At 65.0% G+C, this 18,006-nt stretch carries 22 protein-coding genes and 1 pseudogene; 2 read left to right on the top strand and 21 right to left on the bottom strand.

Annotated features, from left to right (window positions below):
* Positions 1-166: 166 nt before the first annotated feature.
* The 8 genes from AC1DPF_RS09600 to AC1DPF_RS09565 form a co-directional block, all read right to left on the bottom strand.
* Complete coding sequence (locus tag AC1DPF_RS09600) at positions 167-931, bottom strand: phosphoadenylyl-sulfate reductase (RefSeq protein ID WP_477960952.1); 765 nt, start codon at positions 929-931, stop codon at positions 167-169.
* Positions 924-1,349: a DUF934 domain-containing protein gene (locus tag AC1DPF_RS09595; RefSeq protein ID WP_477869678.1), complete on the bottom strand. Its 426-nt coding sequence runs from the start codon at positions 1,347-1,349 to the stop codon at positions 924-926. Before AC1DPF_RS09595 ends, AC1DPF_RS09600 begins: the two co-directional genes overlap by 8 nt.
* Positions 1,342-2,976 (bottom strand): nitrite/sulfite reductase, encoded by a 1,635-nt coding sequence (locus tag AC1DPF_RS09590; protein WP_477869680.1) that lies wholly within the window; start codon positions 2,974-2,976, stop codon positions 1,342-1,344. The genes AC1DPF_RS09595 and AC1DPF_RS09590 overlap by 8 nt, the downstream gene beginning before the upstream one ends.
* Position 2,977: 1 nt before the next feature.
* The gene (locus tag AC1DPF_RS09585; protein WP_477869682.1) at positions 2,978-3,274 is read right to left on the bottom strand and encodes a DUF2849 domain-containing protein; all 297 of its coding nucleotides are present in this window, start codon (positions 3,272-3,274) and stop codon (positions 2,978-2,980) included.
* On the bottom strand, positions 3,271-4,086 hold the full coding sequence (cobA, locus tag AC1DPF_RS09580; RefSeq protein WP_477869684.1) for a uroporphyrinogen-III C-methyltransferase: 816 nt from the start codon (positions 4,084-4,086) through the stop codon (positions 3,271-3,273). Before cobA ends, AC1DPF_RS09585 begins: the two co-directional genes overlap by 4 nt.
* Before the next feature lie 360 nt (positions 4,087-4,446).
* On the bottom strand, positions 4,447-4,863 hold the full coding sequence (locus AC1DPF_RS09575; protein WP_477960950.1) for an HGGxSTG domain-containing protein: 417 nt from the start codon (positions 4,861-4,863) through the stop codon (positions 4,447-4,449).
* Positions 4,860-5,177 (bottom strand): hypothetical protein, encoded by a 318-nt coding sequence (locus AC1DPF_RS09570; protein ID WP_477869688.1) that lies wholly within the window; start codon positions 5,175-5,177, stop codon positions 4,860-4,862. The genes AC1DPF_RS09575 and AC1DPF_RS09570 overlap by 4 nt, the downstream gene beginning before the upstream one ends.
* A 100-nt stretch (positions 5,178-5,277) precedes the next feature.
* Positions 5,278-5,808: a dihydrofolate reductase family protein gene (locus AC1DPF_RS09565; protein WP_477960949.1), complete on the bottom strand. Its 531-nt coding sequence runs from the start codon at positions 5,806-5,808 to the stop codon at positions 5,278-5,280.
* Between the two features lie 440 nt (positions 5,809-6,248).
* Between AC1DPF_RS09565 and AC1DPF_RS09560 the strand changes: the two genes are divergently transcribed.
* Positions 6,249-7,025 (top strand): energy transducer TonB, encoded by a 777-nt coding sequence (locus AC1DPF_RS09560; protein WP_477960947.1) that lies wholly within the window; start codon positions 6,249-6,251, stop codon positions 7,023-7,025.
* Positions 7,026-7,111: 86 nt separating this feature from the next.
* On the opposite strand, the gene AC1DPF_RS09555 is transcribed toward AC1DPF_RS09560, so the two are convergent.
* The 6 genes and pseudogenes from AC1DPF_RS09555 to AC1DPF_RS09530 form a co-directional block, all read right to left on the bottom strand.
* The gene (locus AC1DPF_RS09555; protein WP_477869692.1) at positions 7,112-8,011 is read right to left on the bottom strand and encodes an HNH endonuclease; all 900 of its coding nucleotides are present in this window, start codon (positions 8,009-8,011) and stop codon (positions 7,112-7,114) included.
* 74 nt (positions 8,012-8,085) lie between these two features.
* Positions 8,086-8,214: pseudogene (locus tag AC1DPF_RS09550) on the bottom strand (DUF6471 domain-containing protein); the annotation flags it as partial.
* Positions 8,215-8,239: 25 nt separating this feature from the next.
* Positions 8,240-8,527, bottom strand: coding sequence for a helix-turn-helix domain-containing protein (locus tag AC1DPF_RS09545; RefSeq protein WP_477960945.1), 288 nt, complete (start codon positions 8,525-8,527; stop codon positions 8,240-8,242).
* Between the two features lie 360 nt (positions 8,528-8,887).
* A complete protein-coding gene (locus AC1DPF_RS09540; RefSeq protein ID WP_477961085.1) occupies positions 8,888-9,451 on the bottom strand; it encodes a DUF1993 domain-containing protein in 564 nt (187 codons plus the stop codon).
* Between the two features lie 50 nt (positions 9,452-9,501).
* Positions 9,502-9,990: a glutathione peroxidase gene (locus AC1DPF_RS09535; protein ID WP_477869696.1), complete on the bottom strand. Its 489-nt coding sequence runs from the start codon at positions 9,988-9,990 to the stop codon at positions 9,502-9,504.
* Positions 9,991-10,093: 103 nt separating this feature from the next.
* Positions 10,094-10,618 carry a MarR family winged helix-turn-helix transcriptional regulator gene (locus AC1DPF_RS09530; RefSeq protein WP_477869698.1) on the bottom strand — a complete coding sequence of 175 codons (525 nt, stop codon included), beginning with the start codon at positions 10,616-10,618 and terminating at the stop codon, positions 10,094-10,096.
* 67 nt (positions 10,619-10,685) lie between these two features.
* Here AC1DPF_RS09530 and AC1DPF_RS09525 point away from each other — a divergent pair, with 67 nt between their 5' ends.
* Positions 10,686-11,567, top strand: coding sequence for a branched-chain amino acid aminotransferase (locus tag AC1DPF_RS09525; RefSeq protein WP_477869700.1), 882 nt, complete (start codon positions 10,686-10,688; stop codon positions 11,565-11,567).
* 3 nt (positions 11,568-11,570) lie between these two features.
* Here AC1DPF_RS09525 and rarD read toward each other — a convergent pair whose 3' ends face one another.
* From rarD to AC1DPF_RS09490, 7 genes are all read right to left on the bottom strand, one after another.
* Complete coding sequence (gene rarD / locus AC1DPF_RS09520; RefSeq protein ID WP_477960943.1) at positions 11,571-12,464, bottom strand: EamA family transporter RarD; 894 nt, start codon at positions 12,462-12,464, stop codon at positions 11,571-11,573.
* 35 nt (positions 12,465-12,499) lie between these two features.
* Complete coding sequence (locus AC1DPF_RS09515; RefSeq protein ID WP_477869704.1) at positions 12,500-13,258, bottom strand: sulfate/molybdate ABC transporter ATP-binding protein; 759 nt, start codon at positions 13,256-13,258, stop codon at positions 12,500-12,502.
* A gap of 4 nt (positions 13,259-13,262) precedes the next feature.
* Positions 13,263-14,105 (bottom strand): sulfate ABC transporter permease subunit CysW, encoded by an 843-nt coding sequence (gene cysW, locus AC1DPF_RS09510; protein WP_477869706.1) that lies wholly within the window; start codon positions 14,103-14,105, stop codon positions 13,263-13,265.
* A complete protein-coding gene (gene cysT / locus AC1DPF_RS09505; protein ID WP_477869708.1) occupies positions 14,102-14,944 on the bottom strand; it encodes a sulfate ABC transporter permease subunit CysT in 843 nt (280 codons plus the stop codon). The genes cysW and cysT overlap by 4 nt, the downstream gene beginning before the upstream one ends.
* A 76-nt stretch (positions 14,945-15,020) precedes the next feature.
* Positions 15,021-16,556 (bottom strand): OprO/OprP family phosphate-selective porin, encoded by a 1,536-nt coding sequence (locus AC1DPF_RS09500; protein ID WP_477869710.1) that lies wholly within the window; start codon positions 16,554-16,556, stop codon positions 15,021-15,023.
* 90 nt (positions 16,557-16,646) lie between these two features.
* Positions 16,647-17,660 (bottom strand): sulfate ABC transporter substrate-binding protein, encoded by a 1,014-nt coding sequence (locus AC1DPF_RS09495; RefSeq protein WP_477960941.1) that lies wholly within the window; start codon positions 17,658-17,660, stop codon positions 16,647-16,649.
* Positions 17,661-17,838: 178 nt separating this feature from the next.
* Positions 17,839-18,003, bottom strand: a complete 165-nt coding sequence (locus tag AC1DPF_RS09490; protein WP_477961083.1) for a DUF5818 domain-containing protein — start codon at positions 18,001-18,003, stop codon at positions 17,839-17,841.
* Between the last annotated feature and the right edge of the window lie 3 nt (positions 18,004-18,006).

Below are 18,006 nucleotides of genomic sequence, written 5' to 3'. Positions count from 1 at the left end.
TGCACGATCATGACCCTGCACGAGCAGGGCAGTTCGGAGGGGATCGGGCATGCAGCGCGTCGATCATGTCATGGACGGCATCTTGGCCGGCGCGGTGCTCTGCGCGCCATTCTACATTCTCTACAAGATCGGCCTGTTCATCATCGGCTGACCGGGTCGATCCGGATCAGAAGACCGGCTCTTCCCCGGGACGAACCAGCGGTTCGCCGTGGATCCCGCACTCGACCTTGTCCCATCCGCGCCAGCGGCCCGCGCGCGGATCCTCGCCCGGCTTGACGATGCTCGTGCAGGGCGCGCAGCCGATCGACAGATAGCCCTGGGCCTCCAGCGGATGGCGCGGCAGCTCGCGGCTTTCGAACCAGCCGTCCAGATCCGCCTTGGTCCAGTCGGCGAGCGGATTGAACTTGATGCGGTCGCCGTCGAGCTCGAAGCGCGGGATGCCGATGCGGGTCGCCGCCTGGAAACCCTTGCGGCCGGTGATCGACGCGTCGAAGCCCTTCATCGCCCGGGCGAGCGGCAGCACCTTGCGGATCTCGCAGCAGCCGTCGGGATCATAGGACCAGCGCAGCCCGGTGCCGTCCCTGGCGGCGATCACCGCCTCTTCGGGCGCGATGTTGCGCACGCCGGTCAGCCCGAGCCGCGCGATCAGCGCGTCGCGATAGTCGAGCGTCTCCTGGAACATCTTGCCGGTGTCGAGGAACAGTACCGGCACGGACGGGTCGACCCGCGCGACGAGATCGAGCAGCACCGCGGACTCGGCGCCGAAGGACGAGACCACCGCGGCCTCGCCGAGCAGCTTTTCGGCCAGCACGGTGCGGATCACCTCTTCGGTGCCGACGCCTTCAAAGCGCGCGTTGAGGCGCGCGACGTCGGCCGCGGTGAAGCGCGGCGCCGTGTCGATCCGGTCGATGCGGCGAGCCGGCTCAGCCATGGCGCCGGGCCCAGATCGGAATCCGTCCGTCGACCGTCTTCTGATAGACGCCGTCATACAGGCCCAGCAGCTTGTCCAGCGTCTCGCGATCGATCTCGACTTCGGTAAGGAAGGCGTCGAAGCCGCAGCGCCGCATCGGCCCGATCTGATCGACCAGCACGTCGCCGGCCGCGCGCAGCTCGCCGGCATAGCCGGCCTCGCGCAGGATGCTTCCGGTCGAATAGCCGCGGCCGTCGCGGAACTTGGGGAACGACACTTCGATCAGCGACAGCCGGTCGAGATAGGGGATCAGCGCGCGCGGATCGTCGGTCGGCTCGAGCCGGACCGATGTGGCGTTCGACTGGCCGAGAAAGCCGTCGAGCGTCACCGCCGGCTCGTCATGCGCCTCGTCGTCGCGGAAACGGATCAGATCACCCATAGATCGCCTCCTTGAACGGTGCCTCGCCGACGCGGCGATAGGTATCGACGAAGCGCTCGCCATCGGTGCGCAGCGCGGTGAAGACGTTCACCGCCTTCTCGATCGCGTCGACGACGCCGTCCTCGGAGAAGCCGGGGCCGATGATCCGGGCGATGCTGGTATCCTCGGCCGCAGAGCCGCCGAAGGAGAGCTGGTAATTCTCCTCGCCCTTGCGATCGACGCCCAGGATGCCGATGTGGCCGGCATGATGGTGGCCGCAGGCGTTGATGCAGCCGGAGATCTTCAGCTTGAGCTCGCCGAGGTCGCGCTGCTTGCCGAGATCGGCGAAGCGGCTGGCGATCTTCTGCGCCAGCGGGATCGAGCGGGCGTTCGCCAGCGAGCAATAGTCGAGCCCGGGACAGGCGATGATGTCGCCGATCAGGTCGAGATTGGGCGTCGCCAGTCCGGCCGCGTCGAGCTTCTGCCAGATCGTGTAGAGATCGGCCTTGCGGACATGGGGCAGGACGATGTTCTGCGCATGGGTCACGCGCAGCTCGTCGAAGCTGTAGGTCTCGCCGAGCTCCGCCATGACGTCGATCTGCGCCGAGGATGCGTCGCCTGGGATGCCGGTGGTCGGCTTGAGGCTGATGTTGACGATCGCATAGCCCGGCACCTTGTGCGCGGCGACCTGCTGGTCGACCCAAAGCGCGAACTCCGGATCGCTGCGGTCGATCTGGTCGGGCAGGCCGGTCTCGAAGGCGGGTGGCGCGAAGGTCGCGGCGATCCGCTCATATTCGGCCTCCGGCGCGTCCAGCCCCAGCGTGCTCGTGTGGAGGAATTCCTCCTCGACCTGACGGCGATATTCGTCGCCGCCGATCTCATGGACGAGGATCTTGATCCGCGCCTTGTAGAGATTATCGCGCCGGCCGAAGCGGTTATAGACGCGCAGGCAGGCTTCCATATAGCTCAGCAGGTCGGCCTTGGGCAGGAACTCCCGGATGACCGGCGCGATCATCGGGGTGCGGCCCATGCCGCCGCCGACGAACACGCGGAAACCGATCTCGCCCGCGTCGTTGCGGTGCAGCTGCAGCCCGATGTCGTGGAGCTTGACCGCAGCACGATCCTCCTCGGCCGCGATCACCGCGATCTTGAACTTGCGCGGCAGATAGCTGAACTCGGGATGGAAGGTGCTCCACTGGCGCAGCAGCTCGGCCCAGGGGCGGGGATCCTCGACTTCGTCCGCGGCGGCGCCGGCATATTGATCCGACGATATGTTGCGGATGCAGTTGCCGCTGGTCTGGATGGCATGCATCTCGACCTTGGCCAGCTCGGCGAGGATGTCGGGCGCGTCGGACAGCTTGATCCAGTTGAGCTGGAGGTTCTGCCGGGTGGTGAAGTGCCCGTAATCCTTGTCGTAGGTCCGCGCGATATGGGCGAGCACCCGCATCTGCTTGCCCGACAGCGTGCCATAGGGGATGGCGATGCGCAGCATATAGGCATGAAGCTGGAGATAGAGGCCGTTCATCAGCCGCAGCGGCTTGAACTGGTCCTCGCTCATTTCGCCGGACAGGCGGCGCTTCACCTGATCGCGGAATTCCTCGACGCGGGCATCGACGATCGCCTGATCATATTGGTCGTAACGGTACATGTCAGATCACCCAGTCGCCGATGGCCGGATCGGCGGGTTTGAGGCCGAGATCGGCCCGGACGGTCGGGCCGATCGCGCGGATGCGGTCCTTGATATGGGCGGGGCGGGGGCCCGTGCCGGTCAGCTCGGCCTGGATCACATAGGGGCCGTTGACGTGCCGCGCCGCTTCCTCGCGCGCGGCGATGGCCTCGCCATGCTGGTCGACGTCGACGGCATGCTCGACATGGCGCGACCAGCCTTCGCCGGTCCACCAGATCACGTCGCCGGTCACCAGATCATTCCCCGTCAATATCTTCACGCCCGGTCTCTTATCACTTCAGGGTCTTTCATCCATTCGGCCTGTGCCGCGAGGCCCTTGAGGCGGTTTTCGGCGTCGGACAGCAGGACGACCTCGCCGACGACGATGATCGCCGGGCTGATCACCTGCTCGCGCGGCACCATGTCGCCGAGATCGGCAAGCAGGGTGCGGATCGCGCGCGAGCCTTCGAGCGTGCCGCGCTCGAGCACCGCCACCGGCATGTCGGGCGCGACGCCGTCCGCCATCAGCTTGTCGGCGATGGCGCCGGCGCAGGTGACGCCCATATAGATGACGAGGGTGCGGCCCTGGCCGGCCAGGCCTGCCCAATTCTGCTCGCTCAGCCCCTTGCAGGTGCCCGCCACGAAGCTCACCGCGCTCGACCAGTCGCGGTGGGTGAGCGGCAGCATCGCTTCGGCGGCGCAGCCCAGCGCCGAGGATACCCCGGGGATGACCTCGATCGGAAGGCCGGCGGCGCGGACCGCCTCGACCTCTTCGCCGCCGCGGCCGAACACGAACGGATCGCCGCCCTTGAGCCGCACGACCACCGAGCCCGCCTTGACGTGGGCGATGATCAGCGCGTTGATCGCCTCCTGCGGCAGGGTGTGTCGATCGCGCTGCTTGGCGACCGAGATGCGCTGCGCCCCGGCCGGCGCATGATCGAGCACGCGCATGTCGATGAGGCCGTCATGGACGACGACATCGGCGGCGCGCAGCGCCTCGACCGCGCGCAGCGTCAGCAGGCCGGGATCGCCGGGACCGGCGCCGACGAGGATGACGCGCCCGCGCGCTTCAGGATCGAGCAAGGATGCCATGGCCGCCAGATGGCCCCTGATGCCGCAATGCGCAAATGAAGGATGCTTGGGGCGGGGCCAAGATTTCTTTGCGCCATGGCTTCGCGCGAACCTTCTCCCCGCCCTTCCCGTGACATGTCAGCGAAGAGAGATTCCAGCTTTCGCTGGAATGACGGCGTTGGGGGACCGGAGAGAGGGGCGGAGAGAGTGAGGGATGGCAATGCCGTGCAGGCCGGAGCCTTCTCCCGCCTTCAGCCTTTGGCTGAAGTTTATCCTGAGCGCCTGCCTTGCAGGCAGTCGAAGGGCGGGAGAGGGCTGGATGAGGGTCTGTTGTCTTCTTTCGACGGGCGTGGACCGGGAGGCGCGGAAGGAAGAAGAGCCTCACCCGGCCTCGCCCATGAAGATGGGAGAGGGGTTTTCATTTGCGAGCCGTTCGCAGCTTTTTCCGGGTGCATGGGGTTGTGTGTGCGTTTTTTTTGTTTTTTCCGGCGCGGCGAAAGCGGCGGGGGGCTGGACGCGGGCGTGCCGGGCCGGTGCTTCGGTTTCGCGGAGGCGGGCCGGAGAGGTCGCGCGCAGATAGCGGGCGACCGACCTGATCCAGGCGGAGCGCACGCCGTGCTTCCAGGCGTTGCGGTTTCCGCGCGGGGCGCCGCTGCCCTTGCCGCCGTGCATCCGGCAGCGCCGGGCGCCGTTGACGGCCGGGGCGCGGCAGGGCGAACCCGCACGGGTGCGCGCGCCGCAGCGGGGTGCGCTGGCGAGGATGTCCGGCTGCATCGGGGTGCTCGTGGCGCTGTTCACTTTGCCGGGGCCGCTGCGTCGCGCCGGCTGGCGCGATCGGCCCGGACGATCGACTCCATCGTCGACCGGCAATTCGCCTGGGCCCGCAGGGCGAGCCGGATATAGACCTGCGCCGCATGCGGGGACGTGGGGAAGACTTCTCCGGCATAATCCCTCAGCGAACCGAACATGTTGTGCAGCGAATTCGCCTGCTCGGACATCATCTCGTTCAGCATTTCGTTGGGATCGTCGGGCCAGTGGGCCGGGGTCTGGTCGGCGGGCGGCCCGGTGGTGGACGGCGCAGAGGGGGTCGTGCCGGTAGTCAGGTCTGTCATGGGCGCTCGGGCTCCAGGAAGGGGTCGCGGTGCCTAGCAGAAATGACGGAACAAATCAAGAACGAACGATCGGAACGGTGCTTCGGTTCGTCACCGTCGTTCAGGCAGGACCATAGGCCAGTCTGATCACATCCGCGCCGATGCGATCGCTGGACATCAGGCGGAGCGGCGGCCGGGGGCCGGCGAAATAAGGCTTGCCCTGCCCGAGGACGACGGGGTGCAGGTAGATGCTATATTCATCGATCAGGCCGAGTTGGGTGAGGCTGTGCGCCAGATGCGGGCCGGCGACTTCGATCTCGCCGTCCCGCTCGGCCTTCAGTGCGCGGATCGCACCCTCAAGATCATCGCCGACAAGCGTGGCGTTGGGGCCGACCGACATCAGCGAGCGCGAGACGACCCATTTCGGCTGCCTGCGCCACGCCGTGGCGAAGGCCTGCTCGTCGGCATCCCATTCGGGACGATCATCGTCCCAGTAGCGCATGATTTCATAGATGCTGCGGCCGTAGAGGCTGCCGGCCTGCGCCTGCGCCTCCGCGATGAAGTGGCGGAAGAGGGTGCGGTCCGGCGCGAACGCCATATGGTCGACATAGCCGTCCAGCGACTGGTTCATTCCGAACACGAGCTTTGCCATGCTGTGAGTCTCCGGGGAGGGGGCTTCAGAATAGCTTGACGGGAGGTTCGGGTTCCACCGATCCAACGATGGGGAGCGCAGTATTTATCGTTAATAGGCTCTCGACTTTTGCGCGCGTGAGTTGGCGTCTGTCGGCCTCCTACTGCCGAATTGCTGCCCTGCCACCGTAGTTTCGGGTTCCATGGTCGGTGCATCCTCTCAAATTTCTGGCTTGCCGCTAGCGATCTGAAGCCGTGGCCACTTAAATCCATTACGGACCAGTGCCGAGCTTGACCAGCAACCCTGATTACTGCTCTTGCGCGCCTGTGGCTGGTGCTACGATTTTGTCCCCGTTAATCCGGCGCTGCCTTGTGGCCAACATTCCGAGGGAAATGGTTGCACATGCGTAAAAAGCGATATTCCAACGTGGGTTCAGACTGGGGGCGAAGTTGCTACTGATAATGGCTGCCATAGGCGCGGTTGTGCAAAGCCGGCCGATGCCTCTTTCCGACCCGTCCGAATGGATATCGGCTACGGATTATCCACGATCGGCGATTGAGCAGGACAAAGAAGGCTCTGTGGTCGTCGCGTTGGAAGTAGACGTCGCCGGTAATCCGGCGGGATGTTCCGTTAAGGCGTCATCGGGGAGCGAGAGCTTAGATGAGTTGACCTGTGATCTTCTCAAAAGACGAGCTCGGTTCATGCCCGCGCGGGATAGCAAAGGGCTGCCGACGCGAGGCGAATATGCGCAGCGGGTTCGATGGGCGATACCCAGGGACAAGTTGACCGAGCAAGGCTCGATTATTTCATATTCGATCGGCATTGATGGCGCGATAACGGGCTGCAACATCAGAAATTTCGGCCATCATGAAGCCGATATGGTAAACTGCGATACATTCAGATACGAGCAAGCCCTTAGCGGCGTCCTCGGAGTGGATTTGTCGACGCTGCAGCAGGTCGATGTCGGCCTTCAAGTTACTATAGTCGACCCACAGTCAATCATTATACCAAGTAAGATGTATGGCATCCGTAAAGTGATATCGGAGTCTTTCTTTGACGTGTCACCCAACGGTGTGATCGTGAGATGTACCACAAATGTCGCGGAGCCGTTGTTCGGTCGAAAGTTTGATCTGTGCGATGGGGCTATTCGGATTGGCAGTAAGGAATTCGAAGCTGATCCACAAGGAAAGGAGCGTAGGCTACGGGTTACGTTCGACTTCGCTGGGATTAAGCGCTGAAAAGTATCGATTACAGAATTGCGTAATAATCAACGCAGTTACTTCCTGCCGTATCGGATTGGCACGGGCGCGGCCGCTTCCATGTTTCAATGTTTGAAACAATGCTCGCGGTGCCATCGAACGAATTGGGGATGCGGGCGATCGGCTTCGCGAGGTGGCATCATTATGCGACCGCTGGCATTGATGACGGAGCGGATGCTGTCGGGGTCGTTGGCCTGGCGCGAGACCATGATGCGCATGTCGTCATCCAGCCCGATCAGGCCGCGATCGAACATCCAATGGGCTGTTCCTGAAAGCGCAAGGCCGTTGCTGACGATGTCGGGGCCGTTCGCTTCCACCGGACGGATATGGGCGGCTTCGACCTCGGCCCTCCCGCCGCCATTGATGAGCTTCAATCCGGTGACGGCACAGCGTTCGTCATAAGCGCGCAGAACGATCCGCCGGAAGACGCGATCACGCACGATGCGAGACACAATTGCGGATACGCGCTCCCGGGCTTCGTCCACCATGAAGGGGGTGTGCTCCTCGCGGACGCTGGGGCCGATGGCTGCAAGGTCGGTTCGCGGCAGCAGGGGATCTTTATCGGCGAGGCCGGCCTCGACAATGCGGTTGAAGTCGCTCGTCGACAGCCCGCGAACGGCCGCCTGCGCGCGTCCCGAAATTCTTCCGGCCTCATTGAGCACGCCGCGTTCGATCGGGCCATTTTCATCGGCAAAGGGAACTGGCGTGGCGAAGTCGAGATAGGTGCCAGGCTCGATCAATGCGAGGTACATTCCGGGCGCTGAGGGGTCGGCAATGATGCGCTCTACCTTGGCGACAGCGTAATAGCCCTTCGTGTCCAAGACTTTGCGCGGTTCATAATAGACGATCCAGTCGCCCGCGCATGTTCTCGCACGCTCGAGATATTGTTTGGGAAACTGATATCTCTCCGCCGGGGTGTCGTCGTAGATCGAATCGGACCGGTGAATGAAGACGCCGAAAGCCATGGCGGCTGATATCATGCTGGGCGATTATCGGCGGCGTAATTTTTGGCCTCCTTCGAGACGCCACTTCGACAAGCTCAGTGGCTCCTCAGGATGAGCGGGGTGGGGCAGGTCAGCCGTAGACCGCGTGGGCATTGGAGCAGGAGCGCAGCCGTAAAGCCGCCCCTGCTGATCTTGTTGTTAAGATTGCGCTCGTTCTCATGGACGACGACAGCGCCGAACTTCTCCCGCTCAGCGCAGAAGCTCGCTGACCAGCGACGGCCTCTTGGCGATCATCGCGAGGAGCACCTGGGCGGGGCCGGTCGGGCGGCGGCGGCCATGTTCCCAGTTGAGCAGCGTGCCCTTGGCGACGCCGATGCTGCGCGCGAACGCACCCTGCGACAGGCCGGTGCTGGCCCGGATGGCGGCGACATCGACGGCGGGCACCGCGACATGGTGAACGACCGCTCCGGTCTCCTTGCCCTCCGCGAAGGCCAGGGCTTCGGTCAGCCCCTGTCGAATGCTCTCATAGGCGCTCATGGCCGATCTCCATAATAAGCGAGCAGGGCCTTGCTCAATGCGATGAGGTCCGCCTGCTCGGCCTTACTCATTGGCACGACTTATGCGCCATTGACGTATAGGTCAATGACACTCAAGGGACCCCTTACGCCCCCCTGGGCGGTGGGATGTCCTTCGAGACGCCGCTTCGACAAGCTCAGCAGCTCCTCAGTATGAGCGGGGTTGGGGCAGCTCGGACAGCGCGGGCTCGATCAAGTGGTCGCCTGATGGCGCATTGCACCTGGGGGCGTATCGCTTCGCGTGGTGCTCGAGGAGAGGCCCCACCTCCCTGCCCCTCCCCTGAAGATGAGGGGTGATGCGTGACGATCGCGCCGTCTTGTATCAGCCGGTCGGCGCCGTGCCCGGCCGCAGATAGGCGAACATATGCGCGACATAATCCGCCTTGCCGAGGGCGATGCCCTCGCTGCGCAGGATCGCGTAGGTGGTCATCAGGTGGAAGTAGAATTGGGGGAGGTTCCAGTCGCGGGCATATTGCTCCGCGGTCAGGTCGAAGATCATGCCGTTGGGCAGGGCGTGCGCGATCGGCTGGGCGGGATCGGTGTCGAGCGCGGCCGGGGGGAGGGCGTCGAGCAGGGCGAGGGTCTCGGTGATCCTGGCCTGGGCATCGGCGAGCGTGCCGGGGCGCTCCCGCGCGTTGCGGCCCTCGTCCAGCAGCGCCGCGACCGACGGCGGTAGTTCCTCTCCGCTTAGCCGGGCGACGGCTTCATGGGCCTGCGCGCAGGCGAAGCGGACCTGGGTGGCCAGCGGGAACATGTCGGGAGCGAGGTGCGCGGACAGGAGCGCTTCGGCTTCGCCGCCCGGGCGTTGGGCGCCGGCTTTGTCGAGCCAGCCCGCCAGTGCCGTCAACATCTGCGTGTAGGTGGGGACGATGAGACTGGTGAGCATTGTCTGGGCGCCCTTCCGATGTGGGGCGGCGAGCGGATCGAGGGTTGCGCTCACGCGGTCTCCAGCAGTTCCTCGATGTCGCCGCGGATCGCTTCGGGCTTGGTCGTCGGGGCGTAGCGGCAGACGATCGCGCCGTTGCGGTCGATCAGGAATTTGGTGAAATTCCACTTTATGCCTTCGGTGCCGAGGATGCCCTTGGCGTGGCTCTTCAGCCAGGCGTAGAGCGGGTGGGCGTTGGCGCCGTTGACCTCGATCTTGGCGAACATCGGGAATTTGACGTCATAGGTGAGCCGGCAGAAGCTCTCGATCTCCGCCTCGCCGCCGGGCTCCTGCCCGCCGAACTGGTTGCAGGGGAAGCCGAGGATGACGAGGCCCTTGTCCGACAGCTGCTCGTGCAGCGTCTCCAGCCCGTCATATTGCGGGGTGAAGCCGCATTTGCTGGCGGTGTTGACGATCAGCAGCACCTTGCCGCGATACCGGTCGAGCGGAACCGGGGTGCCGTCTATGGCTGTCGCCGAGAAATCGTAGATCGCGGTCATCGGTGGTGCTGCTCCTGTCAGGTCGACGGGGAAGAGAAGAAGCGAGATCCCGGATCCCGGGATGACGGCGGTGCGTGTGAAACTGTTGCGAGTCCGTGCATTCTTATCCCGGCTTGCCCGGCTGCGTCATGCGGGGTTTTTCGTCGGGCGGGACGAGGCCTTCGAGGACCGCCCAGAAGCCGGTCACGGCGTTCTGGCCGGCCTGGGCATAGGCGGTCGAGAGGCGTTCGCGCAGAGCTTCGAACAGGCTGCCTTCGAGCGCGGCGCCGGCCTCGGTGACGCGCAGCAGGCGCTGGCGGCGGTCCTCGCGGCCGGTGCGCGTCTCGATCAGGCCGCGCTCGGTCAGCTCGTTGAGGACCCGGCCCAGCGACTGCTTGGTGATCGCCAGGATGCGCAGCAGATCGCTGACGGTGATGTCCGGATTGCGGGCGATGAAATAGAGCGAGCGATGGTGCGCACGGCCGAGGCCCTGTTTCGCCAGCCCCTCGTCGATGCCGCGATAGAGATGGCTGTAGCCGAAATAGAGCAGTTCGATGCCGCGGCGGATTTCCGCCTCGCGCAGGAACAGCGGCGATGCGGCGCGAAACGAATCCGGGCGAAGCGGATCAGGAGAATTTTGGACAGCCATGTTGACGTAATTTGCCAGCATCATTAATCGAACGCAACGCAAGAATCACGCGCAGGATGCAGGAAATATGGCTGAGGAACCGACATACGACGATCGCGACGGCTTCATCTGGCTCGACGGCCAGCTGGTCCCCTGGCGCAGCGCCAATGTCCATATCCTCACCCATGCGCTGCATTATGCCTCGTCCGTGTTCGAGGGCGTGCGCGCCTATGACGGCAATATCTTCGAGCTGAGCTGGCACAGCCGGCGGCTGCGCGACAGCGCGGCGATGCTGGGCTTCGACCTGCCCTGGTCGGTCGAGCAGATCGACGCCGCCTGCATCGAGACGATGAAGGCCAATGGCCTGACCGACGCCTATGTCCGCCCGGTCGCGTGGCGCGGTTCGGAGCAGATGGGCGTATCGGCGCAGCGGACCAAGCCGCACATGGCGATCGCCTGCTGGTATTGGGGCACCTATCTCGATCCCGGCGCCGGCGGGCTGAAGCTCGACATCGCGCCGTGGCGGCGGCCGGCGCCGTTCACCGCGCCGGTGCAGGCCAAGGCGGCGGGCCTGTACATGATCGCGACGATGTCCAAGCATCATGCCGAGGCGCGCGGTTTCCAGGACGCGCTGATGTTCGACTATCGCGGCCAGGTGGCCGAGGCGACCGGCGCGAACGCCTTCTTCATCCGCGACGGCGTGATCCACACGCCGACGCCGGACTGCTTCCTGAACGGCATCACCCGCCAGACCGTGATCAAGCTGGCGCGGCGGCGCGGCATCGAGGTGATCGAGCGGGCGATCTGGCCCGAGGAGCTGGAAAGCTTCGAGCAGTTCTTCCTGACCGGTTCGGCGGCGGAGATCGTGCCGGTCGGATCGGCCGGGCCGTGGAACTTCGAGGTAGGCGACCTGACCCGCCAGATGCAGAAGGACTATAGCGAGCTGGTGCGCGGCAAGCTCACGCTGTGAGCTTCACTCCGGCAGCGCGGGGGTGACTCGCCCGCGATGCCAGGTGGCGGCCGCATAGATGATGAGGCCGGTCCAGATCAGCGCGAAGGAGAGGATGTGGATCGGCAGCAGCGGTTCGCCGAAGATGTGGACCGCGATCACCAGCTGGATGCTGGGCCCGATATATTGCAGCAGGCCGAGATCGGAATAACGGATGCGCTGGGCGGCGCCGTTGAACAGCAGCAGCGGCGCGGTCGTGACCAGGCCGCTGATCATCAGCAGCCACAGGGATGGCCCGGCGCCCGGCGCGGCGGACGGGCCGCCCTGCAGCGCCAGCCAGCCGAGCGCGAAGGGGGCGAGGATGGCGGTCTCGATCAGCAGCCCCTCGACCGGGCCGATGCCGATCATCTTCCTGACCAGGCCGTAGGCGCCGAAGCTCAGCGCCAGCGCGAGCGGGATGACCGGCAGTGCCTGCTGCCCGATCGCCAGCAGCGCGACGCCGGCCGCAGCAAGCGCGATCGCCACCAGCTCCGGGCGCCCCAGCCGCTCGCGCAGGAAGATGACGCCGAGCAGCACGTTGACCAGCGGATTGATGAAATAGCCGAGGCTCGCCTGGAGCGCGTGGCCGCTGTTGACCGCGTAGATATAGAGCAGCCAGTTGGTGCCGATCAGCATCGTCGAGGCCAGCAGCGCCAGCAGGATCCGCGGCCGGCGGATCGCGTCGTGCGCCGCCGCGCCGCGCCTGAACAGCAGCGCGATCACCGCCAGCAGCAGCAGCGACCAGAGCACCCGGTGCGCCAGGATGGAGAGCGGCGGCAGCGGCGCGAGCGCCCGCAGATAGAGCGGCAGCAGGCCCCAGAGCGTATAGGCGCCGGCGCCCATCAGCACGCCGAGCCGCGTATAGGAAAGACCTAGCATCCCCGCCGCCTATGGCCGCGGCGCGGCAAAAGCAATCAGCCGTGCACCACCGCAAGCGAAGGCTTGTCGTCGATCTCGTCGCGGACGAACTCCCGCACGAACTCGTTGGCCGGCGCGCGCTCGATCTCGGCGGGGGTCGCGAACTGCTCGATCTTGCCGAGATTGAGGATGGCGACCCGGTCGGCGAGCGCGAACGCCTCTTCGCGGTCATGGGTGACGAAGATCGAGGTGATGCCGAGCCGGTCATGAATCTGGCGGAGCGCCTTGCGCAATTCGCGGCGCACCTTGGCGTCGAGCGCGCCGAACGGCTCGTCGAGCAGCAGGATGCGGGGGTTGCGTGCCAGCGCCCGGGCGAGCGCGACGCGCTGGCGCTGACCGCCCGACAGTTGCGACGGATAGCGGCCGCCGAGGCCGGGAAGCTGGACGAGCTCGAGCAGCTCGTCGATCCGGGCCGCGATCTCCGCCTTGGGCGGGCGCGCCCGGCGCGGCAGCACGTCGAGCCCGAAGGCGATGTTCTTGGCCACCGTCATGTGGCGGAACAGCGCATATTGCTGGAAGACGAAGCCGATGCCGCGATTCTGCACCGGCATGTCGGTGACATCCTCGCCGCCGAAGGAGATCGTGCCCTGCTCGGCATATTCCAGGCCGGCGATGATGCGCAGCAGCGTCGTCTTGCCCGAACCAGAGGGGCCGAGCAGCGCCACGAACTCGCCCTCGGGGAGGTCGAGCGAGACGCCGTCGAGCGCCGCATACTGGCCGAAACGGCGGGCGATATTGTCGATCGTGATCGTCATAGGATCAATGTCCCGAAGCAGCGAGGGCATCATGGTGACGCCATTCCAAGTAGGTCTTGAGCGTAAGCGTTACCAGTGCGAGCAGTGCAAGCAGCGCCGCGACGGCAAAGGCGGCCACGAAATTATACTCGTTATACAGCACTTCCACGTGAAGCGGCATAGTGTTGGTCTCGCCGCGAATATGCCCCGAGACGACCGATACCGCGCCGAACTCGCCCATCGCGCGGGCGTTGGTGAGCAGCACGCCGTAGAGCAGGCCCCAGCGGATATTCGGCAGGGTGACGCGGGTGAAGGTCTGCCAGCCGTTGGCGCCGAGCGACAGCGCCGCCTCCTCCTCCGCACGCCCCTGCGCGATCATCAGCGGCACCAGTTCGCGCGTGACGAAGGGGAAGGTGACGAAGATCGTCGCCATGATGATGCCCGGCGTCGCGAAGATGATGTGGATGTCGTACCTGTCGAGCAGCGGGCCGAGCCAGCCATGCGCGCCGTAGAGCAGCACATAGATGAGCCCCGCCACCACCGGTGATACCGAGAAGGGCAGGTCGATCAGCGTCAGCAGGAACTCCTTGCCGCGGAAATCATGCTTGGCGATCAGCCAGGCCGAGGAGATGCCGAAGATCAGGTTGCACGGCACCGAGATCGCCGCGACCAGCAGGGTCAGCCGTATCGCAGCCAGCGCGTCCGGCTCGACGATGGCAGCCTCGGCGGCTTCCCAGCCATTGGCCAGCGCCTCGACGAACACCGCGGCAAGCGGCAGCAGCAGCATGATGCCCACATAGGCGACCGCGATGCCGAGCAGCGCGAGCATGACCGGGCGCGGCGCCTGGAGGGGATCGCGGCGCTTCATAGTCCAGCCTTCCGGCGGTTATATTCCTGGATGCGGTTGATGACCAGCAGCATCGAGAAGGAGATGAGCAGCATCACCACGGCGATCGCGGCGGCGCCCTCATAATCATATTGCTCGAGCTGGGTGATGATCAGCAGCGGCGAGATCTCCGAGATCATCGGCATGTTGCCGGCGATGAAGATGACCGAGCCATATTCGCCGACCCCGCGGGCGAAGGCGAGGGCGGTGCCGGTGACCAGCGCCGGCATGATCTCGGGCAGGACCACGCGGGCGAAGATCTGGGTGCCGTGGGCGCCGAGCGTCAGCGCGGCCTCCTCGATGTCGCGACCCAGATCGGCCAGTACCGGCTCGACCGTGCGCACCACGAAAGGCAGGCCGATGAAGGTCATCGCGACGACGATGCCCTGCGGCTGATAGGCGACGGCTATGCCGAGCTTCGCGAGCGGCTCGCCCAGCCAGCCGGTATCGGCATAGATGGCGGTCAGGGCGATGCCGGCGACGGCGGTCGGCAGCGCGAAGGGCAGGTCGATCACCGCGCTGAGCAGCTGCCGGCCGGGGAATTTGTAGCGCACCAGCACCCAGGCGATCAGCAGCCCGAAGATCGCGTTGACCAGCGCGGCGATCGCCGCCGCGCCGAAGGTGACGCGGTAGCTCGCGAGCGCCCGTTCGGAAAAGGCGACCGCGATGAAATGACCGAATCCCTGTCCCATCGACCTGATGAAAACGGCGCTCAGCGGAATAAGCACAATGAGGCTGAGCCAGGTGATGGTCAGCCCCATAGTGAGGGAAAATCCCGGTAATATCCGCATCGCCGGGCGTCCCGTCGCCCTGCTCGTCATACCTTGCCCGCCTTTACCATGGATATACGACACAGGGGCCGGACGTGGCCCGGCCCCTGACATCGTGGCAGATCGATCAGAAATCAACCTGCAGCCTCGTTCCGATTACATCACCCTTGGCGGTGGTGTTCGGACCATTGAGGCTGTTAGCCGGAATGGTCGGGAAAACCAGTGGTGAATTCTCACCCTTGAAGCGGATATAGTTGGCGACGAACTTCACGTTGGGATTCAGATACCAGTTGAGGCCCAGCGTCCAGGTCTCGCCCTTCCGCTTCACCGCGCGGCCGGCGATGCTCTGGAAGCCCGCGTCGGTCAGGTCGAGCGTGTCGTAGCGGGCGAGAAGCTCGATCGCGCCCCAGCCGCCGCCGGGTGCGAAGTCGCTGAACGGCTTCACCCGATCGACCACGCCATTTTTGAAGCTACGCGACTCGCCGGTGAGGAACCAGCTACCGAATACATAGAAACCGTCGACATTTACGGTGGGGGCTGCCCCGAAGCGATCGACGCTCAGATGGTTATATTCGCCCTGGACCGAGAAGGGACCGAACACGGCGGCGCTTTCCAGGCCCCAGTAGGTGGCGTTGCGTGCGCCGGTGGGAATGCCGCCCGACGGGGCGGTGCCGTTGATGTTGATCGAGACGAGACGGCCACCGTCGACGCGGCTGCCCGGACGATCACCGAGGCCCGAGATGGTGTGCGCGGCGATGCTCGCAACCTTGAAGCCGGAGGCGCCGACGTGGAGGAGCCGGCCGGTGTCGAGGATCGGATCCCAGGTGACGCGGGCGTTGACGCCGTAAGTCTCGTCGGGGGTCGATTCGTTGCGTTGCACCGCTTCGCCGCTGCCGAACAGGCCGATCGTCGCGTTGAGCTTGTCGGTCTGGTAGGCGGCCGTCACGCCGACCCGCCGCTCGGCGCCCACCGCGCCGAACGCTGCGTTGGCCATGCCGCGCTCGAGGAAGCTGTTCAGCGCGTCGGTGGTGTTGGCTTCGAGGCCGAACGGCGCCTTCTGCTGGCCGACGGTGAACACCCAGTTCTTGATGCCGCCATAGCTGACATAGGCGTCGAGCAGGTTGACGCTGTTCTTCACGAACTCGGCTTCGATGCGGTATTTGAAATTCTTGTAGAAGGTGCCGTCGAAGCCGAAGCGGCCGCGGCGGATATCGGTGCCGCTGTTGTAATCATAGCGGCCCGCACCGCGGCGATTATAGGCGGCATAGTCGATCTGGAAGGTGCCGCGCGGCTTGAAGGTGAAATTGCCGCCGACATCGGCGAAGGTCGGGGCGGGGCCGGCCTGGACCGCGCGTGCGGCGCGAACCTCGACCTTCTCGACGCGGGTCTGGGTGGCGCTGGCTTCGTCCTCGAGCTGCTTGTTGCGTGCCTCGAGCTGCTGGACCTTGGCCTCGAGCGCGTTGAGGCGGTCGAGCACGGCATCGCCGGTCTTCGCCACCGGCGCGGCCGCTGGGGCATCTTCGGAAGGGATCACCGTGTCGATGGTGTTGGCATCGTCGGGGAAGGCGTCGACCTTGTCGGGGATCGGCGCGGCGTCCTGGGCGAGAAGCGGCGCAGGCAGGAGGGCCAGGCAGGCGACGCCTGCCAGCAATAGATGGCGCATGGGAAACTCCCTGAGTTCTGGTTTTAAGCATTTCCCGAAGCGGGGAGGGCGAGCTGGTCGCCCGCTCCCCCCGCGCGGGGGAAACAAAGCCTATTTCTTGGCGTCTTCGAGAATCTGGTCGAACAGGCCGCCATCATTGAAGTGGACCGCCTGCGCCTTCGCCCATCCCCCGAAATTCTTGATCGTGAACAGGGCGACGTTGGGGAACTGCCCCTTATACTGCGCCGCCACCTGCGGATTGCGCGGACGATAGTAATTTTTGGCGATGATCTGCTGCGCAGCCGGCGTGTAGAGGAAGCGCAGATAGGCCTCGGCCGCCTTGCGGGTGCCCTTCTTGTCGACATTGGCGTCGACGATGGCGACCGGCGGCTCGGCGAGGATCGAGACCGAAGGCACGACGATGTCGAACTTGCCCTTGCCCAGCTGGTTGACCGCGAGGAACGCCTCATTCTCCCAGGCGAGCAGGACGTCGCCCTGGCCGCGCTGGACGAAGGTGGTGGTCGAACCGCGGGCGCCGCTGTCGAGCACCGGCACGTTGCGGAACAGCTTGACCAGATAGTCGCGCGCGCCGGCGACACTGCCGGTCTTGCGCTGGGCATAGCCCCAGGCCGCCAGATAGTTCCAGCGGGCGCCGCCGCTGGTCTTCGGATTAGGGGTGATGACCTTGACGCCCGGCTTCACCAGATCGTCCCAGTCGCGAATGTTCTTCGGATTGCCCTTGCGGACGAGGAAGACGATCGTCGAATAATAAGGCGAGCTGGCGTTGGGCAGGCGCGACTGCCAGTTGGCCGGCAGCAGCTTGCCGCGCGACGAGATCTCGTCGATGTCATAGGCGAGCGCGAGCGTCACGACGTCCGCGGGCAGCCCGTCGATCACCGAGCGCGCCTGCTTGCCGGAGCCGCCATGGCTCTGTCGGATCGTGACGTCCTGGCCGGTCTGGGCTTTCCAGCTCCTGGCGAAGGCCGCATTGATCGCGACATAAAGCTCGCGGGTCGGGTCGTATGACACGTTGAGCAACTGTACCGGTGCCGCCTGGACGACCGTAGCCGGAACCGCTGCGAGCGCCGCCGCGAGAGCCGTGAAGATGGTGAGACGTTTCTTCATTATCTTCCCCTGTTTGTCTGCGACGATAGTTATCTCTACCAATGCGAAAGAGAAGAAAGAAAATCTATCGTTTCGGTAGATAAGGCTATGCGCAGGGTGCCAACCTACGCCAACGCGGGCTTTCGTGCCGCGTTCCATGAGCCGTACTGCTCATTTGCCGATGATCTCTCAACCGTCTTCAGGCAGGCTGGACGCCGTCTGCGGCGACATGATCGCGGCCGATCATCACGCCGATCAGGCGCACGCGTTTCTCGACCAGGTCGACCGGGGTCCTGTGCAGCTCGAGTCTATAATAGCCGCCCTGGTCGCGCTTGAGGACGAAGCCGCCGCCTTCACGCTGCAGCAG

Source organism: Rhizorhabdus sp. P4_G6, assembly GCF_056401045.1.
The sequence above is the reverse complement of the archived record's forward strand: the minus strand, read 5'-3'. Positions and strand labels throughout refer to the sequence as shown.